Below are 18216 nucleotides of genomic sequence, written 5' to 3' on the forward strand. Positions count from 1 at the left end.
ACAAAATGACATTATGACATGAAAGGATAAAATTATGCAGGTGACAGATTCAATTCGTTATGTTGGAGTTAACGACCATCAGGTTGATTTATTTGAGGGACAGTACCGAGTTCCAAACGGCATGTCCTATAATTCTTATGTGATTCTCGATGAGAAGATTGCAGTTATGGATACTGTAGATATTCATTTTGGAGAGGAATGGATGGCAAATGTAAAGGCAGTGCTTGCAGGACGTACGCCAGATTATCTTATAGTTCAGCATATGGAGCCAGATCACTCTGCAAATATCAGCCGCTTTTTAGAGGAATATCCGCAGGCAACAGTAGTGGCAACTGCAAAGGCATTTGTCATGATGAAGCAGTTCTTTGGAAATGATTATGCAGACAGAAGAATTGTTGCTTCTGAGATGAGTGAACTTTCATTAGGTGCACATACACTTCATTTTGTGATGGCGCCTATGGTGCATTGGCCAGAGGTTATGGTTACATATGAGAGCAGTGAGAAGGTACTGTTTTCAGCTGATGGCTTTGGAAAGTTTGGTGCACTCGACTGTGATGAGCCGTGGGATGATGAAGCAAGACGCTACTATATTGGTATTGTAGGAAAATATGGTGTTCAGGTGCAGGCACTTTTAAAGAAGGCAGCTGCGCTTGATATTGCAGTAATCTGTCCGCTTCACGGCCCGGTACTGACAAGTGATCTGTCTCACTATGTAAATCTTTATCAGCTGTGGTCAACTTACACACCAGAGAAAAAGGCAGTTGTGATTGCCTATGCATCTGTATATGGAAATATAAAAGAAGCAGCGCTTATGATGGCAGAAGAGCTTCGCAAAAATGGAAAGGAAGTAATAGTGCATGATCTAGCAAGATGCGATATGTCACAGGCTGTAGCTGACGCATTTTGCTGTAACAGTTTAGTGTTAGCCTCAATCACCTATAATGCAGACTGTTATCCGTGTATGAAGACATTTATTAATCAGCTTGTTGAGCATAACTATCAAAACCGCATTGTTGGCTTTATCGAAAATGGCAGTTGGGCACCAATGGCAGCAAAGGTGATGCAAAAGATGCTTGAAGGATGCAAGAAACTGACATTTGCAGAGCCGGTAGTGACTGTGCGCGGTGCAGTTACCAAACAGGCAAAGCCACAGATCAAGGAGCAGATGAGTGCGCTGGCAGCAGAGTTAGAGTAAAATAAAAAAGCCCCCATCAAGGGGCTTTTTATTATTGGAGCAGGTAGACATACATCACGATATAATGGCAAAAGCTGCCAGCCATTACAAACAGATGAAAAATCTCGTGGCATCCAAAATTGATGTGGCGATTTTCAAAAGCAGACAATTTTAGTGCATAGATGACACCGCCTGCAGTGTAAATAAGACCGCCGGCAAGAAGCCATAAGAAGCATCCTGTGCTCAGTGTATTTAGAAGCTGAGGAAATGCAAAGACACATGCCCAGCCAAGTGCAATATACAAAACAGAAGAGATCCACTTTGGACAGTAAACCCAGAAATATTTAAAGCCCATGCCAAGAAGTGCAATAATCCACACGACTGCCAACAGAATATAGCCTGTCATGCCAGGAATTGCTAAGAGGCATACTGGTGTGTAGCTTCCGGCAATCAGCACAAAAATCATCATATGGTCAAGCTTTTTGAGCGTTTCCTCATAAGGGTGTCCTGCTGGAATAGTGTGGTAAGCTGTGCTTGCAGAATAAAGAGCAACAAGACTGATTGAGTAAATGATCATTGCAATGATATTTACAGGCTGATGAGTCTGCGCAGCTTTTATTAAAAGCGGTGAAGATGCACCGAGTGAAAAAATAGCACCGATAAAATGTGTTATTGCACTTGCTGGGTCTTTAATATATAGGGTATGGCGCCGGGCCTGATTGTTTGCAAATTTTTTATTTGAAATAGATTCAGCGCCGCTGTAATATGCTGTAGATGTATTCATAATCATACCTGCCTTTCCTGATAAAATAGTTATTAATAGTTTTATATGAATATTACTATATGTAGTTTTTAAAACTACATATCGGTATATACATATTATACACAAAAGATTTAAAAAATCAAGATAAAATGTAAAGAAAAGAGAAACTAAAGATGGCAAATAATATACAGCCAGAAATGATACGTACAACGAAGAATCAGCGGGAACGCTTTGCGTATGCATTAGAACAGGTTGTGGGAAAGGATCATGTGAGGGATGGAATAGGAACACTCTCGGAAAAGACAGTTCATGCTGTCTTAAAATATTATTATGAACAGGATCAGTCACACCATGAAATTATTCTTGAAAAAAGTGTTGCCGATATTTTTACGGGAAGTGAAGTGATAGAGATTCAGACACGCGCATTATATCGCCTGAAACAAAAACTTGAAAAATTTTTGCCGCTCTATCCTGTAACAGTAGTATATCCGATTTCTTATGATAAGTGGGTTTGCTGGATCAATGAAGAAACAGGTGAAATAACACAGAAACGAAAATCACCGAAAAAAGGAAATCCCTATCTTGCCTTTAAAGAATTGTATACGATTCGCGACTTTTTACAGAATCCTAATTTTCATGTGCGTCTTGTTTTGATGGATATGGAAGAGTATCGCTTATTAAATGGCTGGAGCAGAGATAAAAAGAGAGGCTCGAAGCGTTATGACAGACTGCCGCTTCGCCTCGAAGACGAAGTAATTCTAGACACCCCCAAAGACTATCTGCAGTTTCTGCCATTAGAGCTAGAAGAACCATTCACAAGTGAAGATCTGGCAAAGTTAGTGAAAATACCACGAAAGCTGGCAGGAACAGTACTTCTTATCCTCTGGCAGTTAGGACTGGTAGAACGAAGCGGAAAATGTGGAAGAAGCTATTTGTATAAAATTAATTAAATGTTACTGTTCATGGATAAGTCAATATTGCGGCAATGCCCGAAGGTGAATGGATTTCACGAGCCGGACACTTGGAGCAGGTCTTTCAAATTAATGTATAATAAGAAAGAACAAAAAAGGAACCTGCGGAGTTTGGTCCGGCGACGAAACCATTGCACCGAAGGGCTTTCGTAGCATGAGGCATGAACAGTAATAATTAAAGTAGTTTTCAAAACCAGATCTCGTTTTATTATTGACACAATAAAAAATTAGTGATACCATGATTCAAGGAAGATAAAAACTAAGCGAGAGCTTGTGAAAAAAATAGAAAGGTGCAGTTTTATGTCAGAGTATTGCATTATCAGTGATGGCTCCTGTGATCTGCCAAAGGATCTGGCTGCCAAAGAAAATATCACGGTTGTACCGTTTTATGTATCATTTGATGAGAAAAATTATATGAAGGAAGGCGTGGATATTGGTGTGCGCGATTTCTATCAGAAAATGGTAGATAATAAAGGTGTATTTCCAAAGTCATCTCTTCCATCTGTGCAGGATTATATGGAAGTTTTTGAGCCGATTATCAAGCAAGGAAAGGGAATCGTTTGTATCTGCATCACATCGAAGTTCAGCGGTTCTGTACAGTCAGCAACTAATGCAAAAAATATTCTTCTTGAAACATATCCAGATGCCAAAATTGAAGTGATTGATTCGATGGTTAATACTGTTTTGCAGGGAATGTTTGTACTTGAAGCCGCAAAAATGTGCAATGCAGGCGTGCCGATGGAGGCTTGTGTAAAGGAGCTTCTTGATATGCGTGAGAGCGGAAGAATCTTCTTTACAATTGGAAGCATTGATTATTTAAAGCATGGCGGACGTATTGGAAAGCTTTCTGGATTGGCGGCATCAGTGCTTGGAATTAAGCCGTTAATTACATTGAAGGATGGCGAGATTTATAGCTCTGGCATTAGCAGAAGCAGAAAAGCTTCTATGGCTAAGGTAATTGAGCTTTTAAAGCAGTATATAGAAGAGCGAAAGATCGACATGAAAAAGTGGCAGCTATGTATTGGGTTTGGTTATGACCGTGAAGAAGCTGTTGCATTTCAAAAGCAGATTTTGTCAGCTTTTGACGGTATGATAACAGAGGCAGAATGCCCTTGTTTTCAGATTGGCGCAACGATTTCAGTTCATACAGGTCCGTATCCGATTGGCGTTGGATTTATTAGAAAGCAGACGCTTTGTTAATAAAATAAGAAAATCCCAGCCGTGTTTTACCACGGTCTGGGATTTTTTATGTCATATGGATACTTAATGCTTGCAAAAAATTGTTCGGTCATATGAAATGTCTCTGCAAGTGCACAAACCTTATCAGCCAGGCATACAAGCCAGGCTTCACGGCAGGCTGGCGGAACAGGTGTCAGCGGAAACATATGGCGCAGAATGATATTTTGAGTGCGGTCACTTAAATTCCAGTCAGCAGTGGCATTGATTAGAGCACGCTTTGGATGGGTAAAACCATGCAGACGATGGCTGGGATCATTCTCATGCCAGTCATAAAGAAAATAGTCATGTAAAAAAGCGCCCATAAGCAGGCTCTGCTTGGAAACAGAAAGATGAAGACGATACGAAAACCATAAACTTACATAGGCAACGGCAACGCAGTGACTGTAAACGCTAGTATCACCGTGCTGGATAAATTGTCTTGTCTTAGAAAACTGTCCTGAATTGCTGATATAGCGAAAGAAATCATTGAAGTAACGGTCTCTGGCAAGTCTGCTGTGCATGTCATATCCTTTCTTTGATGAGGTCAAAATTTATTAGCTGTCGCTATTATAGCTAAGGTCAAGGAAAAATGCAACTGGTATTTACAGCAAAGCCCGAAGGTGAAGGGCTTTCGTTGCATGATGTGTGAACTATAATCAAATAATCCATTGAAAAGAAAAAATTACTATGATATACTTTTAACAAACCATAGAAGCAGTGAAAAAATTTTTCTGCAACGAAATGAGATGGAGGATAAAAATGAAAAAATATTGTTTTGGAATTGATGTAGGCGGAACAACCGTAAAGATGGGACTTTTTACCACTGAGGGAGAACTTCTTGATAAGTGGGAAATACCAACAAGAAAAGAAGATGGAGGCGCTTATATTCTTAACGATGTAGCAGCATCTGTAGAAGCAAAGTTAGCTGAAAAGAATATCGCAAAGGAAGATGTTGCTGGAGCAGGAATCGGTGTTCCAGGACCGACACTTGATACTGGATATGTATCCATCTGTGTAAACTTAGGTTGGAAGGATAAGAATCCGGCAAATGAGTTGTCAGAGTTATTATCAATTCCTGTAAAGGCAGGAAACGATGCCAATGTTGCAGCTCTTGGCGAGATGTGGAAGGGCGGCGGCGAAGGCTATCTTGATGTTGTACTGCTGACACTTGGAACTGGCGTTGGCGGCGGTATCATCATAAATGGAGAGATCGCACCTAGCCACAGAGGAGTTGGCGGAGAGCTTGGTCATATTACGGTAAATCCAGATGAGGAAGCTACCTGTAATTGTGGAAATCACGGATGTCTTGAGCAGTATGCATCAGCAACAGGCGTTGTACGTATTGCAAATAAGCTTCTTGCTGCAAGCAAGGAGGAATCTTCACTTCGCACACTCGAAACAGTTACGGCAAAGGATGTGTTTGATGCTGCAAAGGCAGGGGACAATCTGGCAGTTGAGGCAGTTGAGGTGCTTGGAAAGTATCTTGGACTAGTTGTAGCAAATGTGGCACTGACAGTTGACCCGGATGTATTCGTTATCGGCGGAGGTGTGTCAAAAGCAGGTCAGGTGCTTATTGATGTCATAACAAAGTATTATCACAAGTTTGCAAAAATCATAGGAGACAACAAAGCAAAGGTTGTTTTGGCAAAGCTTGGAAATGATGCTGGAATCTACGGTGCTGCGAGAATGGTTTTAAAATAAACAGAAGTTAAAAGCCATGGGGACGAATGTTTTTTCATCCTCATGGCTATATAAAAGTTTGAGGAGAATTGAAAGAGAAAAACATGAAAGAAAACAAATGGAAAAAATTTGCACGCTACTATAAGCCATATTTGGGCAGCTTTGCAGCAGATATGTTTTTTGCTATTCTGGGAGCAGCTGTAACGCTTATTATCCCTATGGTAGTGCGCTATATCACGGGCACAGTTATCTATGAAGAGCCAGACAAGGCGATGAAGGATATTGCTGTGCTAGCAGTCGTTATGATTGCTTTAGTTGCAGTAGAGTTTGTCTGCAATTATTTTATTGCAACAGTAGGTCACAATATGGGTGCAAAGATGGAAACAGATATGAGAACAGAAATCTTTGACCACTATCAGAAATTGTCTTTTAGCTTTTTTGATAATCAAAAGGTTGGACAATTGATGTCAAGAGTAACAAACGATTTGTTTGACATTAGTGAGCTGTTTCATCATGGACCAGAGGACGTAGTGATTTCACTTATCAAATTTATTGGAACCATGGTGATTTTATTAAATATTCATAGTGGTTTGGCGCTTTGTGCGGCAGCGAGCCTTCCGTTTATGCTTGTGTTTGCTTATGTATATAATGGAAAATTAAAAAGAGCATTCAAGAGAAATCGTGATCGTATTGCTGATATTAATGCACAGCTTGAGGACAGCCTTTCAGGTGTACGTGTTGTCAAAAGCTTCGGAAATGAAGACGCTGAGATGGGTAAGTTCCAGAGTGGAAATAATGCCTTTTTGGAGAGTAAAAAGTCAGCGTATAAAATAATGGGTATTTATAACTCTGGTATGGGCGTTTTTACAACATTAGTTACTATAGTAGTAGTAGTTGCCGGCGCTGTATTTTTGACAAATAAGACTTTAGAAGTTGCGGATCTCGTAACCTTTATGCTGTATATCAATAACTTCACCGATCCGATTAAGCGTCTTGTAAGCTTTACAGAGCAGTTTCAAAATGGAGCTTCAGGATATGAGCGTTTCCTTGAGATTATGAATGTAGAGCCAGATATAGTTGATGATAAGCACGCTGTAGATGTTGGAACACTTCAGGGAGATATCTCTTTTAAGAATGTCATGTTCCATTATGTTGATACTGATACAAATGTATTGTCAAACTTGACACTTGATATTAAGGCGGGAGAATATGTGGCACTTGTGGGTTCCTCCGGTGCAGGAAAGACAACAATGTGTAGTCTTATTCCACGTTTTTATGATGTAACATCAGGAGAAATTGATATTGATGGTATGGATATTCGAAAGATGACGCAAAAGAGTCTTCGAAGAAACATAGGAATCGTACAGCAGGATGTCTATTTGTTTGCAGGTACAGTAAAAGACAATATACGTTATGGAAAGCCGGATGCAACAGATGAAGAAATAATTGCAGCTGCAAAAAATGCCAATGCGCATGAATTTATTATGCAGCTTCCAGATGGTTATAATACTGATATCGGACAGCGAGGCGTGAAGCTTTCAGGCGGTCAAAAACAGCGTTTGTCATTGGCGCGCGTATTCTTGAAAAATCCGCCAATTTTGATCTTTGATGAGGCAACATCAGCACTCGATAACGAAAGCGAGAAAATCGTACAGGATTCTCTTGAGCATTTGGCAAAAAATCGTACCACACTTGTAATTGCACACCGTCTCTCAACAATCAGAAATGCAAAGCGCATCCTTGTATTAACAGAAGATGGCATAGCAGAAGAGGGAACCCACGATGAACTTATGGCAAAGAACGGAGTATACGCAAACTTCTACCATATCCAGGGTGTGACCGCGTAAATTGCGAAACCATTGCATCGAATGGCTTTGCTTAGTAAACCAGAATAAAAAACAACTGGATTTTTTTGTAAAGGTATGATAAACTTTTAGATAGTTCTTGCAAGGCTGATAAGTCTGCAAAGGAAAGGTGGTATACGATGAGTCAGAAAAAAGTAGACGAGTATAAGAATTATAAGAAAAACCGCCGTGAGAATATCAAAAAGGAAAAACGCAAGGAGCGTCTGACTATGGCAGCCATGTGGGGCGCAGTTGTAGTGTTTATCGCATGTGTAGGAGGTGCGATGGGCGTTTCTATCTACAACAAGTATCAGGCAAAGCAGGCGGCACTTCCAACTTACGGTTCCACAAGTTTTATTCTTTCTGATATGGCAGGCATTCAGAAAGAAGATACAGAAGATCAGACACAAAGCGAGACAGTAAACGCGTCCGAAGAGGCTTCATCTGTTGAGTCTTCTGAGTCTGAAAGTGCATCTGATGAAGCAGCAGCTTCTGATGAAGCATCAAATAAGGAGACACTCACCCAGACAGAAAACGAAGAGACAGAGTCCGAGAGTGCAGAAAAATAATCACAAAAAAGGGCTTTGCATGCATATGCGAAGCCTTTTTGCTTTTTACGTAAAATGTGAACAGATGAAAGAAAACAGTGATCTTTGATGACAAAATAGAATTTAGACGAAATGTACAAAAAAGAAAACCGGACAAAGAGGAGGCCCCGGTATCTTGAGGGAGATAACCGGGGCGATTATGAAAAACACTATATGCAAAATGGATAAAGAAAAGAAGAAAATTTCTTTTTCTTTATGTATAAAGTATAAAAATTATATATGACTCTAATATGAATATAATGTAAACAAATTGTGAACAATGGAGGCAAAATGATGGAAGAAAAAGAAGAAATGGCAAAGGTTTTTGTGGTAGGTCACCGAAATCCAGATACAGATTCAATCTGTTCAGCAATTTCATATGCCAACTTAAAAAATACGTCAGATGATGGCAAGAAATATGTTGCCTGCAGGGCAGGACGTGTCAATGAGGAGACAAAATATGTGCTTGACTATTTTGGCATACAGGAGCCAGAGCTGGTTGAGGATGTGAGAACACAGGTCAGAGACATTGATTTTAGAAGAACACCTGGCGTTCAGAGAAATATTTCATTAAAGACAGCATGGCGCATCATGAAGGATGAACGTGTTGTAACAGTTCCGGTTGTAAACAGAAAGCGTCTTGAGGGCGTTTTAACAGTAAGTGATATTACGGACTCTTTTATGGAAGCGTATGACAGTGAGATTTTATCAACGGCACATACGCGTTACTGCAATATCGTAGATACACTTGAGGGTACGCTTCTTATTGGAGATGAGAAAGCTTACTACACAAAGGGAAAGGTTCTTGTTGCAGCAGCAAACCCGGATTTGATGGAAAGCTATATCAGTAAGCATGACTTAGTTATTCTTGGAAACCGCTACGAGTCACAGCTTTGTGCAATTGAAATGGAAGCAGACTGCATCGTTGTCTGCGAGGGTGCACCAGTATCTTTAACAATTAGAAAGCTTGCTCAGGAGCGTGGATGTACAGTTATAAGCACACCGTTTGATACTTTTACTGCAGCACGTTTTATAAATCAGAGTATGCCAATCAGTTACTTTATGAAGCGCGATCATTTGATCACCTTCGAGGAAGACGAATTTATAGACGATATTCGTGATACTATGGCATCTGTTCGTCATCGTGATTTCCCAATCATCAACAGCCAGGGACAGTATCTAGGCACCATTTCCCGTAGAAATCTTCTCGGTGCCAAGAAAAAGCAGGTAATTCTTGTAGATCATAACGAGAGCGGTCAGGCTGTGCGAGGTATTCAGGATGCACAGATTCTAGAGATCATTGACCATCATCGTCTTGGTACGATTGAGACGATGACACCAGTATATTTCAGAAATCAGCCGCTTGGCTGTACAGCAACGATTATTTACCAGATGTATCAGGAGCAGGGGGTTGAACTCACAAGAGAAATCGCAGGACTTCTTTGCGGTGCCATCATTTCTGATACTCTGCTGTTTCGTTCTCCGACATGTACAGCGATTGACCGCATGGTAGCAGAGAAGCTTGGAATGATTGCAAAAATTGATCTGGAAAGCTTTGCAAAGGAAATGTTTGCAGCCGGGAGCAATTTAAAGAATAAGACAGAGGAGCAGATTTTCTTCCAGGATTACAAGCGCTTTACAATGGAATCATTAGAGGTTGGCGTTGCCCAGATTAGTTCAATGAATCCAGATGAGCTGTCAGAACTGTGCACACGCATGCCAGCTTATCTTGAAAAGGCAGCAGAGCAGCAAAAGGTAGATATGATCTTTATGATGCTGACTAGCATTATAGATGAAAGCACAATACTTCTTTGCTATGGCAAAAATTGCGAAAAGATTATTCAATATGCATTTACAAAACAGCTGACAGATGGAAAGGTTGAACTGCCGGGCGTTGTATCAAGAAAGAAGCAGCTTGTACCAGCTTTAATGACAGGCATTCAGATGATGATGCAGTAAAGAGATCACACTTTATGCAAGACTTGCTATGAAGAACAAAATGATAAAAAAGAAAGTGAGAAAATAATGAGCAAACAAATTTGGAGACCTGGCAATATGCTTTATCCGGTACCTGCCGTTCTTGTAAGTGTTGCAGACAGTGCAGGAAATGATAATTTAATTACGATTGCATGGACTGGAACAGTGTGTTCTGATCCGGCAATGACTTATATTTCCGTTAGAAAAGAGCGTTATTCACATCATATGTTAAAGGAAAACAAGGAATTTGTAATAAATCTCGTGTCAAAGGAAATTTGCCGGGCAGCAGATTTTTGTGGTGTGCGCTCTGGCCGTGATCTGGACAAGTTTGAGGCGACAGGTTTGACAAGAGAAAAGGCTTCTACAGTGAATGTTCCTCTTGTAAAAGAAAGTCCTGTTAATATTGAGTGCAAGGTGACGCAGGTGCTTGAGCTTGGCAGCCATGATATGTTTCTAGCAAAGGTAACAGCTGTGCAGGTTGATGAGTCACTGCTTGACGAAAAGGGAAAGCTTGACTTAAATAAGGCACACCTTGTCGCATATTCACATGGGGAATATCAGACGTTTGACAACATCCTTGGAACCTTTGGCTATAGTGTGAAGAAGAAAGACAAAAAGGAAAAAAAGAAGCACTGACGAAAAAAAGTTCGAGTGACAATAGCTGTCAGTTACTAATTCCAAACGCATGTTTTAGAAAAATATTACAAAATTGTTACATGAATATGTCCCTTTTGCAATAAAAGTCATAAAGTTATTTAGAAGAGGTTTACAAAGGCGAAAAGTATGTTATAATGAAACAGACTTGATAAAATAGGCAAGTCATAATCAGGTTTAATTCGTCATAATGCACGAAACGCTTATAGCTTAAAATAAATGTAACTAAAAATCAAAGACAAAGATAAGCTGAATTGCCAATAAAACCAAGTGGCAGAACAGACAATGTTAATTTAATGTCTGCCATGAGGTTTTAGCTCCATGCCGGTATTTTCAGCCTGTCAGACTCCAAACATACCGATTAATGATTGGAACGGGAGATAGGAATATATGGAACAATATGTAATAAAAGGCGGGAATCCGTTGGTGGGCGACGTTGTTATTGGCGGTGCAAAAAATGCAGCGCTTGGCATACTGGCTGCAGCGATCATGGCAGATGAGTTTGTAACAGTTACAAACCTTCCGGATGTAAAGGATGTAAATATCCTTCTGGAGGCAATCAGTGAGACAGGTGCGGCAGTAGTACGCGATGAGCGCCATACCGTCAGATTAAATGGAAAAACAATCGGAAGCTGTGTTGTAGATAACAGCTATGTAAAGAAGATGAGAGCATCATATTACCTTCTTGGTGCGCTTTTAGGAAAGTATCACCATGCAGAGGTTGCCCTTCCGGGTGGATGCAACATCGGAAGTCGTCCGATTGATCAGCATTTAAAGGGATTTCGTGCTCTTGGCGCAACTGGAAAGATCAGCAATGGTATGATTATTGTTGACGCAAAAAAGCTGGTTGGTGCGCGTATTTATTTCGATAAGGTATCAGTAGGTGCGACGATTAATGTTATGTTGGCTGCTACGTTGGCAGAGGGACGTACAGTTCTTGAAAATGTTGCCAAGGAACCTCATATTGTAGATGTTGCGAATATGTTGAACAGTATGGGTGCTAATATTAAGGGTGCCGGTACTGATGTGATTCGTATTGAAGGTGTGAAGAAGCTTCATGGAGCTGAGTACAGCGTTATTCCTGATCAGATCGAGGCAGGAACATTTATGATGGCTGCAGCAGCTACAAGAGGTGATATAACTGTTAAAAACGTTATTCCAAAGCATTTAGACTGCTTAAGCTCTAAGCTTCGTGAGATAGGCTGTGAGGTTTCTGAGTTTGATGATGCTGTGCGTGTTGTCTGTAAAGAGAGACTTCATGCAACATCAGTAAATACACTGCCATATCCAGGTTTCCCGACAGATATGCAGCCGCAGATGTCAGTTGTACTGGCACTTGCCCGCGGTACTAGCGTTGTGACAGAGAGTATTTTTGATAATCGTTTCCGCTATGTGGATGAGCTTATTCGCATGGGTGCAAACATTCAGGTGGAGAGCAACATCGCAATCATAAATGGAATCGAGCAGTTTTCAGGTACATCAGTTACAGTGCCAGATCTTCGTGCCGGTGCAGCGCTTGTTATTGCAGGCTTGGCAGCACAGGGTGTAAGTGTGCTTGAGGACATCGTATACATTAAAAGAGGCTATGAAGATTTTGCAGAAAAGCTCACCAGCCTTGGCGGTATCATCGAGGAAGTGGAGACAGAGAAGGATATCCAGCGTTTCCGCCTGAAAAATGGCACAACTAATTGGTGATCGTTGATTTATAAACAACAAAGAAAAAATAAAAAAAACACTTGCTTTTTGATGCAAACAGGGTTATAATCCCATTTGCAAAAAAGAATACCCCCTTATTCAGAGTGATGGAGATACATAGGATCAGTGAAGTCACGGCAACCCCTTGCAAAAGGAAGGTGCCAACCTGAGCGAGCAGGCATTGCCTGCAGTCGAACAATAAGAGGTGAACGGATAAATAGAATGTTGTCGGTCCGCCCCTTAAGGGCGGACTTTTTTAGCGCAAGCAATTCACACGTCACGTTAGTTTTGCGAATGTGCATCCGTGAATTGCACATATATAAGATACGAAAGAGAGGAAAATTTATGGCACATTATTTATTTACATCTGAATCTGTAACAGAAGGACATCCAGACAAGGTCTGCGATCAGATCTCTGATGCAGTATTAGACGCAATGCTCGAGCAGGATCCAATGAGCCGTGTTGCATGCGAAACATGTACTACAACTGGTCTTGTTATGATTATGGGTGAGATCACCACAAATGCATATGTTGATATCCAGAAGGTAGCAAGAGATACTATCAGAAAGATTGGTTATACCGATGCTGAATATGGCTTTAGCGCAGACAGCTGTGCGGTTATGACAGTTCTTGACGAGCAGTCTACTGATATCGCAATGGGTGTTGATAAGTCTCTTGAGGCAAAAACTGGTGAGGATAAGGACGATTTGGATACAGGAGCTGGTGACCAGGGTATGATGTTTGGTTATGCAAGCAACGAAACACCAGAGCTTATGCCATATCCGATTTCTTTGGCACATAAGCTGGCACGCAGACTGACTGAGGTTCGTAAGAATGGAACACTGTCTTATTTAAGACCAGACGGCAAGACTCAGGTTACTGTTGAGTATGATGAGAATGATAAGCCGGTACGTCTTGATGCAGTTGTTCTTTCTACTCAGCATGATCCAGATGTAACGCAGGATCAGATCCATGAGGATATCAAAAAGTATGTATTTGACGAGGTAATTCCGGCAGATTTAGTAGACGAGAAAACCAAGTTTTTCGTAAATCCAACAGGTCGTTTTGTTATAGGCGGACCACAGGGTGACAGCGGTCTGACAGGAAGAAAGCTGATCGTTGATACATATGGTGGTATGGCAAGACACGGCGGCGGTGCTTTCTCTGGAAAGGACTGTACAAAGGTAGACCGTTCAGCATCATACGCAGCACGTTATGTTGCAAAGAATATCGTAGCAGCAGGTCTTGCACAGCGCTGTGAGATTCAGGTTTCTTATGCAATCGGTGTTGCACATCCGACATCTATCATGGTAAATACATTTGGAACTGGCGCAGTAGAGGATTCAAAGCTCGTTGATATTATCCGTGAAAACTTTGATCTTCGTCCGGCTGGAATCATCAAGATGCTTGATCTGAGACGTCCGATCTACGCTCAGACAGCAGCATATGGCCACTTCGGCAGAACTGATATTGATCTTCCGTGGGAGAAGACTGATAAGGCAGAAGCGCTGAAGAAGTATCTGGCATAAGATGGCAGGATACAGCAATCAGAAGGTGTTCATTCTGTACGAGGATGAACACCTTCTCGTAGTAAAAAAGCCTTTTGGCATGGAATCTCAGCGTGGAAAAAGCTTTGCGATGGATCAAGAAAGTCTTCTTCGTGGTTATTTGTCCTCAAAAACAAAGACAGATAACCCATATCTGGCTGTCGTACACAGATTAGATCGTCCTGTAGCCGGTGTGATGGTCTACGCAAAGACAAAAAAGGCTGCAGCAGATTTAAGTGCACAGCTGCAGACAGAAAATTTTTCAAAAAAATATGAAGCTGTCGTAAGTGGAATAGTACCAGCATGTGAGGGCAGGCTGGAGGATTATTTAACGGCAGATAAGCGAACAGGTACAACATCAGTATCAAGTAAGGCAGATCCATTGGCAAAAAAAGCCGTTTTAACATGGAAAGAGATTGCAAGAGAAGAAGTGAAATCAGGTGAGATATTATTGCCATATGCAATCAATCCTTCACCAGAGGGTGGGTGGCATTTTTTGTCTATTGTGCTTGAAACGGGGCGTCATCACCAGATTCGTGCACAGCTTTCTCATGCGGGTATGCCTATTGCAGCAGATGTGCGTTATGGCGGTGCAAATGCGCATGGACCACGCGGTGCAATCGCTTTATGTGCAGCACAATTGTCATTTCGACATCCGATAACAGGAAAATACTTGACATTTTCCTGGAATGATGATACCAATATAACAGCAGTTAATGGAAGGTGATCAGACATAACTGCGGTCAGACTAATTGTTGAGGAGATACGATTATGAAGAAGGTTGTAAAGTTTGGCGGAAGCTCTCTGGCCAGCGCAGAACAGTTCACAAAGGTAAAAGACATCATTTGCAGCGACACCGACAGACGTTATGTGGTTCCATCTGCACCGGGAAAGCGTTTTTCTGGTGACACTAAAGTAACCGATATGCTTTATACATGTTATGCAGCTGCAGAGCAGGACGAAGATTTTTCTGATAAGCTTGCTAAAATTCAGGCAAGATACAATGAGATCATTAACGGTCTTGGACTAACCCTTTCACTTGACACGCAGTTTGAGGAGATTGCGTCAAAGTTTGCAGCAAAAGCTGGAAAGGAATACGCAGCCTCCCGTGGTGAATACTTAAATGGTATTATTATGGCAAACTATCTTGGATATGAGTTTGTAGATGCAGCAGAGGTTATTCGTTTTAATCATGATGGTTCCTTTAATGCAGCTGTCACAAACAAGATTATGTCTAAGCGTCTTGAGAAAGTAGAGCGTGCCGTAATTCCAGGATTTTTTGGTGCAGAGGAGGATGGCACCATTAGAACATTCTCAAGAGGCGGTTCTGATATAACTGGTTCTATCGTTGCAAGAGCCGTAAATGCTAATCTGTATGAGAACTGGACAGATGTTTCAGGCTGTATGGTAGCAGATCCGCGTATCATTAGAAATCCGGAGCCAATTACAACAATCACTTATAAGGAGCTTCGTGAGCTTTCTTACATGGGAGCTTCCGTTCTTCATGAGGATGCAATCTTCCCAGTACGTCAGGCAGGTATTCCGATCAATATCAAAAATACAAATTCACCGGAAGACAAGGGAACCATGATTGTGGAAAAGACATGTCATGTGCCGAAGTATACAATTACTGGTATTGCAGGAAAGAAGGACTTTGTAGCAATCAATATCGAGAAGGATATGATGAATGCAGAGATTGGCTTTGGAAGAAAGGTACTGGAAGCTTTTGAAAAATATGGTATTTCCTTCGAGCATATGCCAAGTGGTGTTGATACCATGACTGTTATTGTACATCAGAGCGAGTTTGAGGAAAAAGAGCAGAAGGTATTGACAGAAATCAAGCATCTGGTTCACCCGGATGTGCTTGACCTTGAACCGGATATTGCTCTTATTGCAATTGTAGGACGTGGTATGAGAGAGGCAAGAGGAACAGCAGGACGCATCTTCTCAGCATTAGCTCATGCAAAGGTAAATGTAAAGATGATTGATCAGGGTTCTAGCGAGATCAACATCATCGTTGGTGTAAAAAATTCCGAGTTTGAGACAGCAATCAAAGCAATTTATGATATTTTTGTAGTTTCTCAGCTCTAAATTGGTTGACAAATCAAATTTTGTTTTGTAAGATAGAACCATTCAGATTATAAATCTGCATGGTGCAATGAAGAAGAATAGTACTTTCAGGCGGTTTCACAGAGAGTATGCGGTTGGTGAGAGCATACAAATGCGCGGGAACGAACCTACTTTGGAGCATTCCAGGAAACTGGACGCAGCCAAGCGTTACAGGCATAAAAAAGAGAAAACCGCATGGTTTTAATAAGGGTGGTACCGCCGAAGCAAAGAATGATTTGGTCCCTTGTCAGTAAAAATTGCTGACAGGGGACTTTCCTATTATCCACCCGAATCAAAAATGGAGGTTAACATGGCAAAGGAAAAGAAATTAGTAGAAGCAATCACTTCAATGAATGAAGATTTTGCACAGTGGTATACAGACGTTGTAAAGAAAGCTGAGCTGTGTGATTATACAAGCGTAAAGGGATTTATGGCAATCAAGCCATATGGTTATGCAATCTGGGAGAATATCCAGCATGAACTTGACAGACGTTTTAAGGCAACTGGTGTACAGAACGTGGCAATGCCAATGTTTATTCCGGAGAGTCTTCTTGACAAGGAAAAGGATCATGTAGAAGGTTTTGCACCAGAGGTAGCTTGGGTTACTCACGGTGGACTGACAGAGCTGCCAGAGCGTATGTGTGTACGTCCAACTTCTGAGACATTATTCTGTGATTTTTATTCAAGAGACATTCATTCTTATCGTGATCTGCCGCGTGTATATAATCAGTGGTGTTCAGTTGTTCGTTGGGAGAAGGAGACTCGTCCATTCTTAAGAACAAGAGAGTTTTTATGGCAGGAAGGTCATACTGCTCATGCAACTGCAGAGGAGGCTGAGGAAAGAACAATCCAGATGTTAAATGTTTACGCTGATTTCTGTGAGGAAATACTGGCTATTCCTGTTCTTAAGGGTGTTAAGACTGATAAGGAGAAGTTTGCAGGTGCTGTATCTACTTATACTATCGAGGCTCTTATGCATGATGGAAAGGCTTTACAGTCTGGAACGAGCCATAACTTTGGAGATGGTTTTGCAAAGGCATTTGATGTAACCTTTGCAGATAAGGATAATAAGATTAAGCATGTTTACCAGACTTCATGGGGTATGACAACACGTATCATCGGTGCGTTAATCATGGTTCACGGAGATGACAGCGGTCTTGTTCTTCCGCCAAGAATTGCTCCGACTCAGGTAACAGTTATTCCGATTGCAGCTCATAAGGAAGGTGTTATGGATAAGGCATATGCACTTAAGGAAGAGTTAGCAAAGAACTTCAGAACAACTATCGATGATTCTGATAAGGGACCAGGCTTTAAATTTGCAGAGGCAGAGATGCGTGGTATTCCGGTTCGTATCGAGGTAGGTCCGAAGGATATCGAGGCAGGACAGGCAGTAATTGTTCGCCGTGACACAAGAGAAAAGATCACCGTAAGCTTTGAGGAACTGTCAGCGAAGGTAGGTGAGATTCTTGAGACTATGCAAAAGGAAATGCTTGAGAGAGCAAGAGCACATAGAGATGCTCACACCTATACAGCAACAAATTATGAAGAGTTTAAGGATATTCTTGCAAATAAGCCAGGTTTTGTAAAGGCTATGTGGTGCGGTGACCGCGCATGTGAGGATAAGGTAAAGGAAGAGCTGTCAGCAACAAGCCGCTGCATGCCGTTTGAGCAGGAAGAGCTTTCTGATGTATGTGTATGCTGCGGAAAGAAAGCAAAGAAAATGGTTGTATGGGGCAAAGCATATTAATTTGTAACTATTCAGAGCCATGCAAAATTGCTTTCTGTGAATGCTTGCATTCAGACAGAATAGCAATTTTATATGGCGAGGTAACCACATGAGCAAAATAGAAGCATCGAAGATGCGATTTTGCGAATGGGGTTCTGAATAGTTACTTTAATTGTGAAAAAAATATAGAAGATACAGCAAAGATGTGCTACTATAGTATCATGCCAACGGGGGCAACGAGTTTGCCCCCACTGTCAAAATGGTAGGTTA

General features: G+C 41.3%; 15 protein-coding genes, 1 riboswitch and 1 other annotated feature. Of the genes, 13 read left to right on the forward strand and 2 right to left on the reverse strand.

Annotated elements, in window-relative coordinates:
• Positions 1–34 precede the first annotated feature (34 nt).
• Positions 35–1195 (forward strand): MBL fold metallo-hydrolase, encoded by a 1161-nt coding sequence (locus WJP93_RS05400; protein WP_337547243.1) that lies wholly within the window; start codon positions 35–37, stop codon positions 1193–1195.
• 31 nt (positions 1196–1226) lie between these two features.
• Here the strand turns inward: WJP93_RS05400 and WJP93_RS05405 are convergent, their stop codons facing one another.
• Positions 1227–1958 (reverse strand): hemolysin III family protein, encoded by a 732-nt coding sequence (locus WJP93_RS05405; protein ID WP_262537947.1) that lies wholly within the window; start codon positions 1956–1958, stop codon positions 1227–1229.
• A gap of 152 nt (positions 1959–2110) precedes the next feature.
• On the opposite strand from WJP93_RS05405, the gene WJP93_RS05410 reads away from it, so the two are divergent.
• A complete protein-coding gene (locus WJP93_RS05410) occupies positions 2111–2887 on the forward strand; it encodes a hypothetical protein (RefSeq protein WP_337547244.1) in 777 nt (258 codons plus the stop codon).
• A 321-nt stretch (positions 2888–3208) separates the two neighbouring features.
• A complete protein-coding gene (locus WJP93_RS05415; protein ID WP_337547245.1) occupies positions 3209–4108 on the forward strand; it encodes a DegV family protein in 900 nt (299 codons plus the stop codon).
• 26 nt (positions 4109–4134) lie between these two features.
• On the opposite strand, the gene WJP93_RS05420 is transcribed toward WJP93_RS05415, so the two are convergent.
• A complete protein-coding gene (locus tag WJP93_RS05420; RefSeq protein WP_227100804.1) occupies positions 4135–4647 on the reverse strand; it encodes an HD domain-containing protein in 513 nt (170 codons plus the stop codon).
• Positions 4648–4885: 238 nt separating this feature from the next.
• Between WJP93_RS05420 and WJP93_RS05425 the strand changes: the two genes are divergently transcribed.
• From WJP93_RS05425 to proS, 10 genes are all read left to right on the forward strand, one after another.
• The gene (locus WJP93_RS05425) at positions 4886–5827 is read left to right on the forward strand and encodes an ROK family glucokinase (RefSeq protein WP_337547246.1); all 942 of its coding nucleotides are present in this window, start codon (positions 4886–4888) and stop codon (positions 5825–5827) included.
• Between the two features lie 83 nt (positions 5828–5910).
• Complete coding sequence (locus WJP93_RS05430) at positions 5911–7653, forward strand: ABC transporter ATP-binding protein (protein WP_118613681.1); 1743 nt, start codon at positions 5911–5913, stop codon at positions 7651–7653.
• A gap of 137 nt (positions 7654–7790) precedes the next feature.
• Positions 7791–8219, forward strand: coding sequence for a hypothetical protein (locus tag WJP93_RS05435; RefSeq protein WP_337547247.1), 429 nt, complete (start codon positions 7791–7793; stop codon positions 8217–8219).
• A gap of 309 nt (positions 8220–8528) precedes the next feature.
• A complete protein-coding gene (locus WJP93_RS05440; RefSeq protein ID WP_066563523.1) occupies positions 8529–10196 on the forward strand; it encodes a putative manganese-dependent inorganic diphosphatase in 1668 nt (555 codons plus the stop codon).
• Positions 10197–10262: 66 nt separating this feature from the next.
• Positions 10263–10850 (forward strand): flavin reductase family protein, encoded by a 588-nt coding sequence (locus WJP93_RS05445; protein WP_262537933.1) that lies wholly within the window; start codon positions 10263–10265, stop codon positions 10848–10850.
• Between the two features lie 408 nt (positions 10851–11258).
• Positions 11259–12563: a UDP-N-acetylglucosamine 1-carboxyvinyltransferase gene (locus tag WJP93_RS05450; RefSeq protein ID WP_337547248.1), complete on the forward strand. Its 1305-nt coding sequence runs from the start codon at positions 11259–11261 to the stop codon at positions 12561–12563.
• Between the two features lie 92 nt (positions 12564–12655).
• A riboswitch (SAM riboswitch) is annotated at positions 12656–12768 on the forward strand.
• A gap of 140 nt (positions 12769–12908) precedes the next feature.
• Positions 12909–14093, forward strand: a complete 1185-nt coding sequence (metK, locus tag WJP93_RS05455; protein WP_066563530.1) for a methionine adenosyltransferase — start codon at positions 12909–12911, stop codon at positions 14091–14093.
• 1 nt (position 14094) lies between these two features.
• Positions 14095–14838, forward strand: a complete 744-nt coding sequence (locus WJP93_RS05460; protein WP_337547249.1) for an RluA family pseudouridine synthase — start codon at positions 14095–14097, stop codon at positions 14836–14838.
• Between the two features lie 44 nt (positions 14839–14882).
• Positions 14883–16202, forward strand: coding sequence for an aspartate kinase (locus WJP93_RS05465; RefSeq protein WP_337547250.1), 1320 nt, complete (start codon positions 14883–14885; stop codon positions 16200–16202).
• Positions 16203–16260: 58 nt separating this feature from the next.
• Positions 16261–16468: a binding site (T-box leader), on the forward strand.
• 62 nt (positions 16469–16530) lie between these two features.
• Entirely contained in the window at positions 16531–17967 is a 1437-nt protein-coding gene (gene proS, locus WJP93_RS05470) for a proline--tRNA ligase (RefSeq protein WP_118613669.1), read from the forward strand.
• Positions 17968–18216: the final 249 nt, after the last annotated feature.

It is taken from the genome of Anthropogastromicrobium sp. (assembly GCF_037349415.1).
Classification (GTDB): Bacteria; Bacillota; Clostridia; order Lachnospirales; family Lachnospiraceae; genus Anthropogastromicrobium; species Anthropogastromicrobium aceti.

Coding starts and splice junctions, on each gene's coding strand:
- WJP93_RS05400 (WP_337547243.1), top strand. CDS start 35: ATGCAGGTGACAGATTCAATTCGTTATGTTGGAGTTAACGACCATCAG.
- WJP93_RS05410 (WP_337547244.1), top strand. CDS start 2,111: ATGGCAAATAATATACAGCCAGAAATGATACGTACAACGAAGAATCAG.
- WJP93_RS05430 (WP_118613681.1), top strand. CDS start 5,911: ATGAAAGAAAACAAATGGAAAAAATTTGCACGCTACTATAAGCCATAT.
- WJP93_RS05405 (WP_262537947.1), bottom strand. CDS start 1,958: ATGAATACATCTACAGCATATTACAGCGGCGCTGAATCTATTTCAAAT.
- WJP93_RS05465 (WP_337547250.1), top strand. CDS start 14,883: ATGAAGAAGGTTGTAAAGTTTGGCGGAAGCTCTCTGGCCAGCGCAGAA.
- WJP93_RS05420 (WP_227100804.1), bottom strand. CDS start 4,647: ATGCACAGCAGACTTGCCAGAGACCGTTACTTCAATGATTTCTTTCGC.
- proS (WP_118613669.1), top strand. CDS start 16,531: ATGGCAAAGGAAAAGAAATTAGTAGAAGCAATCACTTCAATGAATGAA.
- WJP93_RS05445 (WP_262537933.1), top strand. CDS start 10,263: ATGAGCAAACAAATTTGGAGACCTGGCAATATGCTTTATCCGGTACCT.
- WJP93_RS05435 (WP_337547247.1), top strand. CDS start 7,791: ATGAGTCAGAAAAAAGTAGACGAGTATAAGAATTATAAGAAAAACCGC.
- WJP93_RS05460 (WP_337547249.1), top strand. CDS start 14,095: ATGGCAGGATACAGCAATCAGAAGGTGTTCATTCTGTACGAGGATGAA.
- WJP93_RS05450 (WP_337547248.1), top strand. CDS start 11,259: ATGGAACAATATGTAATAAAAGGCGGGAATCCGTTGGTGGGCGACGTT.
- WJP93_RS05415 (WP_337547245.1), top strand. CDS start 3,209: ATGTCAGAGTATTGCATTATCAGTGATGGCTCCTGTGATCTGCCAAAG.
- WJP93_RS05425 (WP_337547246.1), top strand. CDS start 4,886: ATGAAAAAATATTGTTTTGGAATTGATGTAGGCGGAACAACCGTAAAG.
- metK (WP_066563530.1), top strand. CDS start 12,909: ATGGCACATTATTTATTTACATCTGAATCTGTAACAGAAGGACATCCA.
- WJP93_RS05440 (WP_066563523.1), top strand. CDS start 8,529: ATGATGGAAGAAAAAGAAGAAATGGCAAAGGTTTTTGTGGTAGGTCAC.